Below are 15909 nucleotides of genomic sequence, written 5' to 3'. Positions count from 1 at the left end.
AAGCAAAAGAAAAAAATTATGTTTTGAAATTTTACCTTTGGCATAAGGGCATTATTGCCTTGTGATGGTGTGTGTGTGGTCGTGAAGAGGAATATAAGTAAAATGCGTTTATCTCCCGTATTGCTGGCAGCAGTAGCAATTGCAGCCCCTTTGGGTGGCTCATTGAGTGCAAATGCAGAAACCGCCAACAGTTCAAAACAGACAACAGAAGTTTTGACACTAGAAACAAATCAGCAGCCAGAAAAGGACACTGGTCAGGTTAACTCTAGTAAAAGTTTAGAATCTCGACCTAAATCCACAGGAGTTATAGAGGCGGAGCTTCCCCAATCCCGCGTCGTCGCAATTTACCCTGCCAATCCAGCAGCGATCGCGACCCCAAAGGTAATTGTGCCAACCTCCACAACGCCAACAACTGCACAAACCCCTGAAATCAATCCTAGCCCTACTCAACAGCCATCTCCGGCTCCAGATATTCCACCGCCAGAAATTCAAGAACCAACGCCTGCTCCAACTCCTGAGACCACTCCAGTCCCAGAAAATGTCAATCCACCGACAACGGAACCTTTATTACCGACAACTCCCGAACCATCAACCGCTCCAGACATTCCCCTCCCACCTAGTCAACCAAGAACACCTGCGCCATTCCCAGGCACTACTCCTAGTCCGCAGAATGTTAACCCACCGACAACTCCGGGCAGTACTCAACCCAACACAGCCCCAGAAGCCAACGATCCCCGTGTACTGGTATCGGAAGTAGTAGTTAGATCCCAGGCTGGCCAACTATCACCAGAACTGGAAAGCCAAGTTTACAGAGTAATTCGTACCCAACCAGGACAAACAACCACCCGCAGCCAACTGCAAGAAGATATTAACGCCATCTTTGGTACTGGCTTCTTCTCCAACGTCCAAGCAGCGCCAGAAGATACCCCCTTGGGAGTGCGGGTAAGCTTTGTTGTCCAACCTAATCCCGTCCTCAGCAAAGTAGAAGTGCAAGCCAATCCTGGCACTGGTGTTGCTTCTGTGCTCCCAGCTAATACTGTGGATGAAGTCTTTAAGGAGCAGTATGGCAAAATTCTCAATTTGCGTGACTTGCAAGAAGGCATCAAGCAGTTAAACAAGCGGTATCAAGATCAAGGTTACGTCCTAGCCAACGTGATTGGAGCGCCACAAGTTTCTGAAAGCGGAGTTGTTACCTTACAAGTAGCAGAAGGGGTAGTAGAGAATATTAGAGTCCGGTTCCGTAATAAAGATGGTCAGGAAACAGACGAGAAAGGACAACCAATTCGCGGACGGACACAGGAGTACATCATTACCCGAGAAGTGGAGTTGAAGCCAGGACAAGTATTCAATCGCAACACAGTACAAAAAGACCTACAGCGCGTGTATGGACTGGGACTGTTTGAAGATGTGAATGTATCCCTTGACCCTGGTACCGACCCCAGCAAGGTGGATGTAGTAGTGAATGTAGCTGAACGCAGCAGCGGTTCTATTGCGGCTGGGGCAGGGATTAGTTCTGCTAGCGGACTTTTTGGAACAGTTAGCTATCAACAACAAAACCTGAATGGTAGGAACCAAAAACTGGGGACAGAAATACAAGTAGGAGAACGAGAACTGCTGTTTGACTTGCGGTTTACCGACCCCTGGATCGCAGGAGATCCTTACCGGACTTCCTACACAACCAATATTTTCCGTCGCAGTTCTATTTCGTTGATTTTCGATGGTAAAGATGAAGACATTAGGACGTTTGATCCGGGTAATCCCACGGATGTAGATTCTCAGGATCGCCCCCGCATTCTCCGTCTAGGTGGTGGTGTCACCTTTACCCGTCCCCTGTCTGCCAATCCTTATAAAACTTCTGTCTGGACTGCCTCAGCGGGTTTACAGTATCAACGAGTTTCCGCCCGTGATGCTGATGGCAATCTGAGAAAAACAGGAGCGGTATTTGATGATGATACTGGAAACCGCCTGAGTGATGAAATTCCACTGACCCTCTCTAGCAGCGGCCAAGACGATTTACTACTGTTGCAAGTGGGGGCACAGCGCGATCTCCGTAATAATCCCCTGCAACCCACTAGTGGTTCTTATCTCCGCTTTGGAGTCGATCAGTCAGTCCCTGTGGGGCTAGGCAACATCTTCCTCACCAGATTGCGGGGTAGCTACAGCCAATATTTACCCCTTAAGCTGATTAACCTCAGCAAAGGGGCACAAACCTTAGCATTTAACTTGCAAGCAGGAACTATCCTCGGTGACTTGCCTCCCTACGAAGCTTTTACCCTTGGGGGTAGCAACTCCGTTCGGGGTTATGAAGAAGGAGCATTAGGTAGTGGACGCTCTTATGTGCAAGCATCAGTTGAGTATCGCTTTCCAGTTTTTTCAGTAGTTAGCGGCGCACTATTTTTTGATCTCGGCAGTGACCTGGGAACTAGTACTAGGGCTGCTGAAGTATTGAACAAAAATGGCAGTGGCTATGGTTATGGTCTTGGCGTTCGCGTCCAGTCTCCACTGGGGCCGATTCGGATTGATTACGGTATCAACGATGATGGTGATAGCCGGATTAATTTCGGTATTGGCGAAAGATTTTAATTAGTCATTAGTCATTGGTCACTTGTACTGAGCGTAGTCGAAGTATTGATCATTAGTGAATCACAAAGGACTAATGACAATTCTCTTTCTAAATTAGCTTGCTAATTTTTACATTTACCTCAATACTGTTCCGATAAAGGGATTAATGACATTTTTCAGGGAATATCAGGGAGTTTGCCAAAACAGACGATGAACAATACTAAAGGAAATATATTGACTTTTAGGCTATGCAACAGCACACTCTAGCAGCCCAAATCACCCAAATAGGGGTGGGACTGCATAGCGGTGTGAATACCCAAGTGCGGATATTACCAGCCGAGGCGGGAAGTGGACGCTACTTTGTGCGGGTGGATTTACCGGATTTGCCGATCGTTCCAGCCCAAGTTGCAGCAGTTAGTCACACTGTTCTCTCAACTCAGTTGGGTAAGGGTGAGGTATATGTTCGCACGGTAGAGCATATATTGGCAGCACTTTCAAGTATGGGCGTGGATAATGCCCGAATTGAAATTGATGGTCCAGAAGTCCCACTTTTAGATGGTTCAGCAAGTGTGTGGACAGCCAATATTGCCCAAGTTGGCTTAGTCTCACAACCCGCTAACAACCAAGTTCCCTTAGCTATTACAGAACCAATATGGGTCTATCAAGGGGATGCCTTTGTATGTGCCCTCCCAGCACCAGAAACCCGCTTTAGTTACGGTATTGATTTTGACCTGCCCGCTATTGGTAATCAATGGCATAGTTGGTCACTAACCGCTGAACTAGGAAAAGCATCTGCTAGCTTTGCTGCGGAAATTGCTCCTGCGCGTACTTTTGGGTTACTACACCAAATTGAACACTTACAAAAAACAGGATTAATTAAAGGTGGCAGTTTGGATAATGCACTCGTTTGTGGCCCAGAAGGCTGGCTAAATCCACCGTTGAGATTTGCAAATGAGCCAGTCCGTCATAAAATCTTGGATTTAGTAGGAGATTTGAGTTTACTAGGAACTTTTCCTCGTGCTCATTTTTTAGCGTATAAAGCCAGCCATAATTTACACATTCAACTGGCTCAGAAAATTTTAGATTTTGGACTTCGGCTTACCTCGCCTCCGGTTCCATCGGGCCAAGTCGAGATGCTCGGCACAAGTCGCTCAGTCGAACGATTTTAGATTGTAGATTTGATCTAAAGTTTTCATCCAGGATTCATTAAGGCTTTGGATATACGCCTGCCTACTCAACTTTTAGATAAAAAATCAACTACACGGCCAATGTCAATCCTCACTGAAGTAAATACCATCGATACGACTACACCTACATCTACCGAACCACAGGGTATAAATGAGATTACAATCAGTTCTGAGATTAAAACAACTTTCACATCTGAAGAAATTCAGAAATTGCTACCCCATCGCTACCCATTTTTACTTGTAGACAAAATCATTGACTACGTACCAGGTAAAAAAGCTGTTGGGGTTAAAAATGTCACTATCAACGAACCCCATTTTCAAGGACATTTCCCTGAACGTCCACTGATGCCAGGGGTGCTAATTGTTGAAGCAATGGCACAAGTTGGAGGCATTGTCCTAACTCAAATGTCTTCGGTAGAAGGCGGGCTGTTCGTCTTCGCTGGTATCGATAAAGTTCGCTTTCGTCGCCAGGTCGTGCCGGGGGATCAACTAGTAATGACGGTGGAACTGTTATGGGTAAAACAACGTCGTTTCGGTAAGATGCAAGGTCGTGCCGAAGTTGATGGTCAACTTGCTTGTGAAGGAGAATTAATGTTTTCTTTAGTTAGCTAAAAGTTTGCTTTCGTGGTACGGGCATAGCCGTGAAATGCCCCTACTGAATCCTAAAAAAGGATAACAGTTAAAAAATCCACAACAGCATCTGATAATTTCTTGATTTTCGCCGCCCTCTCTACGAGACGCACTCACAAACACACTTAACTTGCTTTGACCGACACTTTTGTTCACTGAAATATTTCACGCTCAACAACGCCAGTCGCCCCAATGGGGCGGTAGTCGGTACAACTCTTTTAACCAGAGTAACGCGCTGCCTCAAAAAAACCGCCTGGCGCTGGATTATTAAGACAGTTCTGGAGATTCACCCTTGAAAACGCTAATTCATCCAACTGCTGTAATTCATCCGAAATCGGAACTCCACCATACAGTGCAAGTCGGTGCCTATGCTGTGATTGGAGCGCATGTCAAAGTGGGCCCTGAAACAATAATCGGCGCTCATGCAGTACTAGAGGGACCTTGTGAAATTGGGGCGCAAAATCAGATTTTTACAGGTGCAGCCATCGGCATGGAACCCCAGGATCTGAAGTTTGTAGGAGAACCAACCTGGGTCAAAATTGGTGATAACAACTTGATTCGTGAGTACGTTACCATTAACCGCGCTACCGGTGCTGGTGAAGCGACGGTAATTGGCGATGGTAATCTTTTGATGGCTTATGTCCATGTGGCTCATAACTGCGTCATTGAAGACCAAGTAGTGATTGCTAACTCTGTGGCGTTGGCTGGTCATGTCCATATAGAATCACGCGCTAGGCTAAGTGGGGTTTTAGGTGTCCACCAATTTGTGCATATTGGTAGACAAGCAATGGTGGGAGGTATGGCACGTATTGACCGTGATGTGGCCCCATATATGCTGGTGGAGGGAAATCCAGCGCGGGTGCGAACCCTCAATCTTGTCGGACTCAAACGGTCTGGTATGGACTCAGCAGATTTACAAATGCTGAAAAAAGCCTTCCGCATTCTCTACCGTTCTGATTTGTCTTTTAAGGATGCTTTGGAACAGTTGGAATTGTTAGGAGATAGCGAAGAATTGCAGCATCTGCGACGCTTCCTTCTACTTTCTCAGATGCCTGGAAGACGTGGTTTAATTCCCTGTAAAGGGAAAAAAAGCGCAAGTGATGAATCGTGAGTTAGGAGTTAGGAGTTAGGAGTTATGAGTTATGAGTTGATAAATTACATTTTTTAACTCTTCACTCCTCATTCCTAACTCTTCACTTTTAATTCCTCACTTTTAATTCCTAACTCCTAACTTTAATTATCAAATGCGGATATTTATCAGCACTGGCGAAGTATCTGGCGATTTACAAGGGTCGCTACTAATTTCAGCGCTGAAGCGTCAAGCTGCGGCGATTGGGTTGGAATTAGAAATTGTGGCGCTGGGTGGCGAAAAAATGGTAGAGGCTGGGGCAATTTTGCTGGGAAATACCAGTAGTATTGGCTCAATGGGTATTCTAGAAGGGCTACCTTATGTTTTACCGACTCTTCAGGTGCAACGTCAGGCGATCGCCTCCCTAAAACAAAATCCACCTGACTTGGTAGTGCTAATCGATTATATGACTCCCAATCTGGAAATTGGGACTTATATGAAACAGCATCTGCCAGATGTACCTGTGGTGTATTACATTGCTCCCCAAGAGTGGGCTTGGTCAATAAGTTTGCGGAGAACTAACCGAATTATTGGTTTTACAGATAAGCTGTTGGCAATCTTTCCACAAGAAGCCCGTTACTTTCGCGAGAAAGGCGCAAAAGTTAGTTGGGTGGGACATCCTTTGGTTGACCGAATGCAAGATGCTCCTAGTAGGGAAGCAGCTCGTGCAACACTGGGGATTGCTCCAGAAGAAATTGCGATCGCACTCCTCCCCGCCTCTCGCCGCCAAGAACTAAAATATCTTTTACCAGTAATTTTTCAAGCTGCCCAAACTATTCAAGCTAAATTACCTGAAGTTCGTTTCTGGATTCCCCTATCGCTAGAAGTCTATAGACAGCCAATCGAAGAGGCTATTAAGCGTTATGGTTTACGGGCGACAGTTATATCAGGTCAACAAATGGAAGTTTTTGCCGCTGCTGATTTAGCCATTAGCAAATCTGGTACTGTCAATCTAGAACTGGCTCTGTTAAATGTGCCACAGGTTGTAGTTTATCGTCTCAGTCGTCTGACTGCGTGGATAGCTCGGAAAATTCTCAAAGGTTCAATAACCTTCGCATCGCCACCTAATTTAGTAGTGATGAAGCCGATTGTGCCAGAATTTTTACAAGAGCAAGCCACAGCAGAAAATATTACCCAAGCAGCGATGGAACTGCTACTCAATCCCAGTCGCAGAGAGCAAACTTTGCTAGATTATGAAGAAATGCGGCAAAGTTTAGGAGAAGTTGGGGTTTGCGATCGCGCTGCTCAAGAAATTTTGCAAATGCGACCAAATATATTGAGGTGTCATGGCTTATGAGATGAAAAAACAAAGAGCGATCGCAGTTGACTTATTTGCTGGCGCGGGCGGTATGACTCTTGGCTTTGAGCAAGCTGGTTTTGATGTGCTAGCCTCTGTGGAAATCGATCCGATCCACTGTGCAACACATGAGTTTAACTTTCCTTATTGCTCAGTGTTATGTAAGAGTGTTGTGGATACTACCGGGGAAGAAATTAGGAGTCGGTCTGAAATTGGCGATCGCGAAATTGATGTGGTAATATGTGGCTCACCATGTCAAGGTTTTTCTCTAATTGGTAAACGAGTTGTTGACGATCCCCGAAATTCTTTGGTGTTTCACTTTCATCGGCTGGTTTTTGAGCTAAAACCAAAATTCTTTGTGATGGAAAATGTCCGGGGAATTACAGTTGGCGAACATAAACAAATCCTCCAAAGATTAATTAGCGAGTTTAAAATTCACGGCTATAAGGTAGAAGAAAATTACCAAATTCTCAACGCTGCAAATTACGGAGTACCACAGTCCCGTGAGAGATTATTTCTTATAGGTGCAAGAGAGGATGTAGAGTTACCGAAATATCCTCAGCCGATTACTAAACAAACATTACTAAATAATTTAAATTCAAAAATAATATCTGACATTCCATCGAGTCCTACAGTATGGGATGCAATTGGAGATTTACCTGAAATAGAAAAATATCCAGAGTTGCTAACAAGAGATTGGGTTGTTGCAGACTACGAAAAGCCTAGTAATTATGGTGTTGTACTTCGCGGTATCAAATGCCTAGATGATGATTATTCTTACAAACGAGAATATGATTTGCGAATACTTTCTTCAAGTTTAAGAACCAAACATTCTGCGGAAACTGTTAAACGTTTTCAGGAGACTCAACAAGGCGATAGAGAAAAAATTAGTCGTTTTCATAAGCTACATCCTGGTGGTGTCTGTAATACTTTAAGAGCCGGAACAGATAAGTACAGGGGTTCTTTCACATCTCCTAGACCGATTCATCCATCTACGCCCCGCTGTATCACCGTTAGGGAAGCGGCGAGATTGCATTCTTACCCCGATTGGTTTAGATTTCATGTAACCAAATGGCACGGTTTTCGACAAGTTGGTAACTCTGTACCACCATTACTAGCAAAGGCTGTAGCGTCAGAAATTATTCGCAGTTTGAATATTTTGCCTTTTAAGCCGGGTTTGAGCTACACGTTGCCAGAGGAGAAGCTATTACAATTTAATATGTCGCAAGCGGCACAATATTATCAGCGTGATTAGTAAAAATACACTTTGTACTACGTGCAAGTTAGGCTAAGTCCAAGCACGGAAGAATGTACTATCTTCCCAGACATTAGCAGCCCGTTGAGCGATCGCTGTTAATTCTTGCTCCTTCAGAGGCACAAAAGCCCGCGCTATATTGACATTATTCTCTAATTGTGCAATTGTTTCTGTGGCAATTACACAACAATGAACTCCAGGCTGAGACATTGTGTAACCTAAAGCTTGCTCCATACCTGTCAACCCACCTGATTTAAACAGCCGACCATAAGCCGGGACTTTCATCGCAATCACACCGACATTTTTTTCTTGAGCAACTGGTAAAACTACTGGGATAAATGGACGTGGGTGGTGTTTATCGGCGGCATTCACAGGAATCAGTGTAGTGTGGAAAGGATAGCGACGTAACCCTTCAGCAATCACTTGAGGGTCGTGATGTCCAGTAATACCTGCAAACCGCACCAATTTTTGTTCTATGGCTTCTTCTAAGGCTTTAATTGCACCAGATGCACTAAAGATGGTGTCGAGTTCTTCCGAAAAAGAAACGTGATGCAACTGCCACAAATCGAGATAATCTGTATTGAGACGTTTAAGCGATCGCTCCAATTCTCGCCATGCACCATCCCGATCTCTTTGATCCGTCTTGCTTGTTAAAAACACCTTTGAGCGATGGGGTGGTAGCACTTTGCCTAAATAATCTTCACTCGGCCCATAACTAGCGGCTGTATCAAAGTAGCGAATGCCAAGTTCTAGCGCTCTTTGAATAATTGCTGTAGCATCACCCTCTTTTCCTTCCCAGGATAACGGCGTTTGTCCTGCTCCTCCTAACCCGAAGATCGGGAGTTTTACTTGCGTGCGTCCCAGTAACCGTTCTGGGATAGTTGCTGGCGGTGTTGCAGTGTTGGTAGTATTTTGCTCAAAAGCATTAGTTGCCACAATACCTCCAGTTACAGCAATGCTAGTAATTAGGAAATTACGCCGCGTTTTTCCTTCTGTCATGATTGGCTTCGGGTGCGAAATAACTTTTATTATAAAATTTTAGTTAGGGAGAATTAACCGGATATCCTTCTAAAGGATAAATCCATCACATTCTATCAGGATAGGTAAAAATAAGAGGATGTCTACGACGGGCTACGCTTACGCGCTTACAAATTTTCTATAAACTCTTCTGGTGTAACCTTTGCTAGCTTCAGAACACCACTGAGTGTACCAACTTTTAACTCGCGGTGGAGTGGTAGAACACAAACAATTTCTCCTTCGAGAGTTGGTTTTTTAAGCACAACATGACTACCAGTTTGTCTAGTTTGAATAAATCCTAAACGCTCTAATGCACGAATTGCCTCACTGCCTGATATTCTTGGCAATCTAGGCATAGTTGACCTCTATACTCGTTACAAATCTCGGATTAGTATCAGTATCGAGCAAAGGACATTCTTCTAAATATAGCCTTGTAGCTTCTTTAAGATTAGCAAGAGCTTCTTCAATTGTTTCACCTTGGTCAACTGTGCCGACTTCAGGACATTCAGCAACATACATATCTTCTTCTTTGTGAAGAATGGCAGTTAATGTTTTGGTCTTCATAGAATTTTATTTTGATAGGGATAGTTGAGCGATGCCTACGGCGGCAAGCAACGCACTCCTTTTTCTAGTTTAGCTTTGAGGTGCGATCGCGTTACTTGCCAGCGACGGCATTTTTTTCGGCGTAGTTAAGATTTTTTTGATATTCTTTGATTTTTTGTTGAGCTACTACATAATTTGGGCTAGAAGATGGCACGAATTTCATAAGTGCGATCGCACCTTCCCAATGACTCACAACTGTCTTCCACTCATCTGAAGATTTTGCTGATTGAGTCAGGTTAGCTGCATTAATCGCTTTACTTACTGCCTCTCGGAATGTATCAGTTTGGAGTAACACAGTCGGCGATTCTGAAGTCACTGGTGAGGGTGTAACTAATACAGACTTTGATGGGATTTGCGTTGAACTTTTAGAAGTTAGAGGGAGTATTTCTGAAAATCTTGAAGAAAAGTATATTCCTAGAGGAATCGAAAATATTATAAAAATGATCAATAACTTTTTATTTAAATTACGAGACTTCCGTCGAAGCTCGATAATTGTATTTTGCCCCTTGCTCAATGAAATATTTGATTTTATTGTGTTTAATCCCATTTTGCCACGCAATTTATTGAGTTCTCTCTCTGTTTCTAAATTAATGTTTGATTCATATGTATTTTTTTGTTTATTGCCAGAATAAGCAGATATTATTCGATATTTTACTAAATATTCAATTTGATAAATTAGTGCACTAGCAAAAATATAGAATAACCCAAATATTAATCCTATATTATTATTGATGTTTTGTATTTGTGTATAATATTCAATTTGTCTATCGAAGCTAGAATAAAATAATGGTAGAACTATTGTAGAAAAGAACGCTGCTATCAGTATAGAAATTACAATTACAAGCCAAGCGTACAATCCTTCCCACCAACTCATTATTCCTGGTAATAATCCTTGTGTTTTACCTATTTCGGGTGCTTGAATTTCTGATATAAACCGACTAATAAGTAAGTGTAAGCAATGATGAGTCAAAGAAATTATAGGAATTGGAGATAAGATTAACAATATTGTAAATATAATAAATAATTGCAAACTGTGTGCAAAATATACGATATCATAGCCTAGCTTTCCAGTATTTTTGACTATAAATATAATAACTCTCAAAAATATAGTCAAAATCAATGCTTTTAACCAAGAGCTAGGATAAGGAAACCATAATGGCCAGTAAAAGTTTTGTGTTTTTTGCTTAACAACTTCCTGATTATTCGGCTGCGTCATAACCTATAAATGCAAAAGATAAATTATTTATTGTCTATATTATGATTCCCTCTTTACACCTATAAAAAACATTTTCAGACTTTTTTATTCTTGTATTTAAAGTTTAGTTAGATTTATTATATCTCTTGTAAAAAGCCAGATTGGAGACTGTTTTCTACATAATTATGTAAGACAAATTAAATACTAACGTTCTTTTGTAATCACAGAGCTACCATTACTAATACTTACTTTTTGAATAAAAACGTCAGTACAAGATGATAAAATATCCGCGCTGATTTGATTAGCAATAAATTCAAAATCTTGGTTTGTTAATTCCTGTGCAGTATCGCCACTTAAGTTAATACAAATAGTTAAAATTTGAGGATTGTTAGAAGAATATTCATTATCTACTGGTTCTAAATCAGCTTCTGCCATGCCCAAATCAAACTCTTTACTCCAAGCCGGAAACTCTTTACCTGTTTGTTGTCCATAAACTTTGACTCTTTCAACAGATGCAGCCCCTAAAGCGGTTAAACCTTTGCGGATAAATGCAACTAAAATTTGCTGATTTGGTACTTGGGCAGATTCTAGCATTACCTCTAAGCAAGCATCTTGTAAGGCAACTTTTGCGTTGATCCTTTTGGGGTGTAGGTGGCGGTTCATCAGAGATGCGATCGCTTCTGCATCTCCCTGTTTTGCAAGTTTTAGAATATTTGGCTGTGTCATAACCAGTACAAGAGAAAATCTAGGAAAATAAGCTTATATTCTCAGGATTCCCTCTTGACAGCCTTAAGTAACATTGTGATGCAAGATATCAGCTAACCTGGGCTAAAATATTTAGTATAAAGATGGTCTTTCACAGAATTTTACAAAAATATATTTTCCCTGTATCAACATCAAAAACTCTTGTTTTTGTGGTTGCCAAATTAACAGGATTAATATTAATCAGTTAATTCCAATTTTCAATATGAAGTTTTACCGAGATCATGTTTGGCCTTCGACGCTAGAAGAAGCCATAGTTATCCAAGAAACGCTGCAAAATCAAGTAATTACTGAAGATCAACTGCAAGAACCTATCCAGTATGTTGCTGGGGTGGATATGGGTTTTGAAGCTGATGGAACAATTAGCCGTGCCGCTGTCGCAGTGCTGAGTTTTCCTGGTTTGCAAGTAATCGAGACAAGCCTAGCATATCGTCCTACGACCTTTCCTTATGTTCCTGGGTTCCTCTCATTTCGAGAAATCCCAGCCGTCCTCGATGCCCTGGAGAAAATTAACACAACACCAGATATCATTCTGTGTGATGGCCAAGGAATTGCTCATCCCCGCAGATTAGGTATAGCTAGCCATTTAGGGTTACTTATAGATATGCCGACAATTGGTGTAGCTAAGTCCAGGTTAGTAGGTAAGCATGAGGAATTGCCAGAAACCAAAGGCAGCACGCAACCACTTATATATAAAGGTGAAACCATTGGGGCAGTTTTGCGATCGCGCACAGGAGTAAAACCTCTGTACATATCCAGTGGTCATCGAATTAGTTTACCGACAGCGATTGACTATGTATTGCGCTGTACGTCCAAATATCGGCTGCCAGAAACTACACGCATTGCTGATAAATTAGCGTCGGCAAAATAAAGCTTGTTGAAGTTTTTTCTAAATACTTGCTTCCACCGACTCAATCATGTTAGGAATCGCACAGAAAGAAGTTGAAGTAGCTAAATACGATTTAGAAAGTTAGAACCATGAACGCACTAACTTTACAGTGGCACGATGCAGGTCAAGATAAAACTCAAAATATTTACGAACAACAGCCAAGTCAAAATCATGGCACTGTCCGCATCGGTCGCGACCCCCTCCGGTGCGATATTGTTCTGAGTCATCCTACTGTGTCTGGACTGCACGTTGAAATATTTTTTCATCACCAGCAACAGCGCTTTTATATCAGGAATTTGCGATCGCAAAATCCCCCCGTTATCGATGGACGGCAATTAGTCCAAGGTGAAATGCCTTTAACTGAAGGCACTAGTATCACTTTGGGACAAATAAAACTCAATGTTACAAGCGTTTCCACAGGTAGCATTCCAACAACAATTTTGCTGCCACCCAATCCAGCAGTAAATCTAGGACATCACCATCACTCAGCAACACCTCCCGCACCACCGCCAGGAGTTTATGGCTTAGAATGCCCCAAATGTCATAAAGTTTCCCCAGGAGAGAATTTACAAATCGGCTGTCATTGGTGTGGAACATCTTTAGCTGCGGCTGTGAGTGTGTTGGTAGCAAAGAATTAGGGAGCGGGGGAGCAGGGGAGCAGGGGAGCAGGGGAGCAGGGGAGCAGGGGAGCAGGGGAGCAGAGGAGCAGGGGAGCAGAGGAGCAGAGGAGCAGGGGAGCAGGGGAGCAGGGGAGCAGGGGAGCAGGGGAGCAGAGGAAGAATTCCTAACTCTTGATTTAATGACAAATGACCAATGACCAATGACAAATGACAAATGACAAATGATCTACAAATCCAATTAAGTTGGGAAGAACCAGCGACGGGTGAACGGCGAGAACCACTGTTGAATATGCCGATCGCTTTTGGTCGAGAATTCGCTCGCTTACCTGCTGAACTCAGGGGAGTGCGGGTTTCTCGGATGCTGCTTAACAGTAACGAAGTTTCTCGCTACCATGCCCTAATTGACTGGGAACAAGATCATTTAGTAGTGATTGATCAAGGTAGCGTTAACGGTGTCTATGTCAATGGTCAACCACAAACGCGCAGTGTTCTAATTAATGGCGATACGTTGCAAATTGGCCCTTATGTGATCACAGTGACATTTGCTGCTAACTTACCCGCACCAGATACTAGTCCCCCTTCAACGATTCATTTCAACGCAAATACCAATCGCCCAGACCCCAGCTTGCCTGTAGTTCAGCCGCTAACGCCCGTGGCAAGTAATTTCCCACCATTGGCGTTTCAGGCACAAAAAGTCTCTGTGCAAGCACTTCATGCTACAGGATTACCAGTAGATGAATCTGATTATCTAGCGATCGGGGCGGGATTAGGTAGCTTCGTTTGGGCTGATTTGTTGCGAATTAGTGGTGTGCGTGCTGACAAAATTGTAGCTTTGGGATTAGAGGCGGAACCTTATGCCCGTTACAAACGCCTCTGTCTGAATTCGCAAATTCCCTTATATGAAAGACTGCGTTCTAATTCTGACTCTTGTCCCGATAATATTTGGGGTTGGCCTAGTTATGCCTTGCGTGAAGCTTGGAGAGACTTAGCCAAGGGACAGATAAAGTCAGCATTCAAGTATTTGTGGCAAGTTTTTGCTGAACCAACATTTGCAGAAACTTATACTCCCCGTGCGGGTAATGTCTTTGATTCTATAGATAGGGAGACGAAGCGCATAGGCTGGAATCAAATTTATCGCTATGGGCGAGTTAGGGTAATTCGCAAAACTGATGACGGCAGATATTGCGTAGCCTATTCTCGCGGCCCGGGAAATTATGCTTTTTTAGTTAGTCGTTATTTACATTTAGCTACTGGGTATCCAGCAATTCAGTTTCTCCCAGATTTGCAAGCTTATAGAGAAAAATATCAAGACTTTAAATCTGTAGTTAATGCTTATGAAGCTCACGATCATGTTTATGAGCAACTAGAGCAACAGGGTGGTACGGTATTGATTCGAGGGCGGGGAATTGTGGCTTCGCGGATTGTGCAGCGCATTTATGAAGCCAGAAAGCGAAATCGGAATATTGCAGTTTTGCATTTAATGCGATCGCCTAAACCTCAAGGCAACAAATTTCAAAATACCCAGCGCCTAGTCAAAAATCATTACGAATTTCAACCCTTTAACTGGCCGAAAGCCTGTTGGGGCGGCGAACTCCGGGCAATGTTAGAAAAAGCCACCCCCGATGAACGCAAGCGTCTACTAGCAGACTGGGGTGGAACTACCACCGCCGACCGCCACGACTGGCAGCAAATTACTGCCCAAGGGTTAAGCGAAGGCTGGTATCAAATTACCTTCGGTGAGGTGCTGGATGTGGAACGAGATGCCCAAAACCGGACTATTACCCGTATCCGAGAGCAAAGCTTTGGGGAAATGAAATTGCTAGCTGATTTTATTGTTGATGCTACCGGACTGGATGCCAAGATAGATGCCAATCCCCTCTTAGCGGATTTGGTAAAACATTACAATCTGCCAGTGAATCACTTGGGGCGATTGACTGTAGCGAACAATTTTGAATTAGTAGAAATGCGTAGCGATAGAGGTCAAATCTATGCTGCGGGAGCGGTTACTTTAGGTGGTCCTTATGCCGCAGTTGATAGTTTTTTGGGCTTGCAATACGCCGCATTAGTCGCCGTTGATGGACTGTCCGCTGCTCGTGCGCCTGGAGTTCAAAGGTTGAATACTATAAGTTCTTTTAGCCAGTGGTTGAAGTGGGTGTTAAATCAGTCACCTTAGTATTAAGAGGCAGACGGCAGAAGGGATAGAGTATTTATCTGGCTGTTTTGAGTAGCATCCTAATTTCGAGGATAAAAGGCGCAACTTCGGGGATAAAAGGTGCAACGTCAAGGATAAAAGGCGCAACGTTGAGGTTCAGAGGTTCAAGTGGCGATGTCTACGACGAGCTACGCCTACGCAGAATTCTTACTCTCTGATATTGTGAATAAAATCGGCGGTTAGAAACCGCGTCTACACAAGGCTTTACCCACCTACGCAGGTTTCAAACCTTCAATTTTTCCTTAGTCCGCGCAGGCGGACTTTGTTTGTGTAGCCGCGAATTCCATTCGCCCTGGTTCTAAATTAAACCTGCCTTAAAAATAGAGGCTGAAACAACGCAAAATCATTCCCAGATTATTTTCATTGTTCCTTGTGAGCGCAGCTCATGGAGTCTCTTGCAAAAATATATTTTTGCACTCTTAGGGAAAAGGGTGCATGTTAAAGGGAAAGGATTTTGAGTTTTTTTACCCTTTTCCCCCGCCCCTTATCCCCAGAGGGCAGGGCTGTTTCATTCCATAAGATGAAGGAGTTTGTCAATATCATGAGAGATA

At 43.3% G+C, this 15909-nt stretch carries 15 protein-coding genes; 10 read left to right on the top strand and 5 right to left on the bottom strand.

Going from position 1 to position 15909, the window contains the following annotated elements; all coding sequences use genetic code 11:
• The first annotated feature begins 102 nt into the window (after positions 1-102).
• The 6 genes from RMY27_RS08090 (at position 103) to RMY27_RS08065 (ending at position 8060) form a co-directional block, all read left to right on the top strand.
• Positions 103-2583, top strand: coding sequence for a BamA/TamA family outer membrane protein (locus RMY27_RS08090; protein ID WP_322662058.1), 2481 nt, complete (start codon positions 103-105; stop codon positions 2581-2583).
• A 227-nt stretch (positions 2584-2810) separates the two neighbouring features.
• Positions 2811-3731, top strand: a complete 921-nt coding sequence (lpxC, locus tag RMY27_RS08085) for a UDP-3-O-acyl-N-acetylglucosamine deacetylase (RefSeq protein ID WP_322662056.1) — start codon at positions 2811-2813, stop codon at positions 3729-3731.
• 99 nt (positions 3732-3830) lie between these two features.
• Positions 3831-4361 (top strand): 3-hydroxyacyl-ACP dehydratase FabZ, encoded by a 531-nt coding sequence (gene fabZ, locus RMY27_RS08080; RefSeq protein WP_194046775.1) that lies wholly within the window; start codon positions 3831-3833, stop codon positions 4359-4361.
• 310 nt (positions 4362-4671) lie between these two features.
• Positions 4672-5490 carry an acyl-ACP--UDP-N-acetylglucosamine O-acyltransferase gene (gene lpxA, locus RMY27_RS08075; protein ID WP_322662053.1) on the top strand — a complete coding sequence of 273 codons (819 nt, stop codon included), beginning with the start codon at positions 4672-4674 and terminating at the stop codon, positions 5488-5490.
• A 133-nt stretch (positions 5491-5623) separates the two neighbouring features.
• Positions 5624-6805: a lipid-A-disaccharide synthase gene (gene lpxB / locus RMY27_RS08070; RefSeq protein ID WP_322662051.1), complete on the top strand. Its 1182-nt coding sequence runs from the start codon at positions 5624-5626 to the stop codon at positions 6803-6805.
• Positions 6795-8060, top strand: a complete 1266-nt coding sequence (locus RMY27_RS08065) for a DNA cytosine methyltransferase (protein WP_322662049.1) — start codon at positions 6795-6797, stop codon at positions 8058-8060. The genes lpxB and RMY27_RS08065 overlap by 11 nt, the downstream gene beginning before the upstream one ends.
• A 33-nt stretch (positions 8061-8093) precedes the next feature.
• On the opposite strand, the gene RMY27_RS08060 is transcribed toward RMY27_RS08065, so the two are convergent.
• From RMY27_RS08060 to RMY27_RS08040, 5 genes are all read right to left on the bottom strand, one after another.
• On the bottom strand, positions 8094-9059 hold the full coding sequence (locus RMY27_RS08060; protein ID WP_322662047.1) for an aldo/keto reductase: 966 nt from the start codon (positions 9057-9059) through the stop codon (positions 8094-8096).
• A 146-nt stretch (positions 9060-9205) separates the two neighbouring features.
• On the bottom strand, positions 9206-9433 hold the full coding sequence (locus RMY27_RS08055) for a type II toxin-antitoxin system HicA family toxin (RefSeq protein ID WP_322662045.1): 228 nt from the start codon (positions 9431-9433) through the stop codon (positions 9206-9208).
• The gene (locus RMY27_RS08050; RefSeq protein ID WP_322662044.1) at positions 9426-9641 is read right to left on the bottom strand and encodes a type II toxin-antitoxin system HicB family antitoxin; all 216 of its coding nucleotides are present in this window, start codon (positions 9639-9641) and stop codon (positions 9426-9428) included. The genes RMY27_RS08055 and RMY27_RS08050 overlap by 8 nt, the downstream gene beginning before the upstream one ends.
• A 91-nt stretch (positions 9642-9732) precedes the next feature.
• Entirely contained in the window at positions 9733-10896 is a 1164-nt protein-coding gene (locus RMY27_RS08045) for a hypothetical protein (protein WP_322662042.1), read from the bottom strand.
• A 183-nt stretch (positions 10897-11079) separates the two neighbouring features.
• Positions 11080-11601 (bottom strand): hypothetical protein, encoded by a 522-nt coding sequence (locus RMY27_RS08040; RefSeq protein WP_322662040.1) that lies wholly within the window; start codon positions 11599-11601, stop codon positions 11080-11082.
• A gap of 241 nt (positions 11602-11842) precedes the next feature.
• Between RMY27_RS08040 and nfi the strand changes: the two genes are divergently transcribed.
• From nfi to RMY27_RS08020, 4 genes are all read left to right on the top strand, one after another.
• Positions 11843-12508 (top strand): deoxyribonuclease V, encoded by a 666-nt coding sequence (gene nfi, locus RMY27_RS08035; protein ID WP_322662038.1) that lies wholly within the window; start codon positions 11843-11845, stop codon positions 12506-12508.
• A 107-nt stretch (positions 12509-12615) separates the two neighbouring features.
• On the top strand, positions 12616-13164 hold the full coding sequence (locus tag RMY27_RS08030; RefSeq protein ID WP_322662036.1) for an FHA domain-containing protein: 549 nt from the start codon (positions 12616-12618) through the stop codon (positions 13162-13164).
• Entirely contained in the window at positions 13113-13343 is a 231-nt protein-coding gene (locus tag RMY27_RS08025; protein ID WP_322662034.1) for a hypothetical protein, read from the top strand. The genes RMY27_RS08030 and RMY27_RS08025 overlap by 52 nt, the downstream gene beginning before the upstream one ends.
• Positions 13344-13360: 17 nt before the next feature.
• Complete coding sequence (locus RMY27_RS08020; RefSeq protein WP_322662032.1) at positions 13361-15319, top strand: FHA domain-containing protein; 1959 nt, start codon at positions 13361-13363, stop codon at positions 15317-15319.
• Positions 15320-15909 lie beyond the last annotated feature (590 nt).

The organism is Nostoc sp. DedQUE09 (genome assembly GCF_034530915.1).
Taxonomy (GTDB): Bacteria; Cyanobacteriota; Cyanobacteriia; order Cyanobacteriales; family Nostocaceae; genus Nostoc.
Note: the sequence above shows the minus strand (reverse complement) of the source record. Positions and strands in the feature narration are given on the sequence as shown.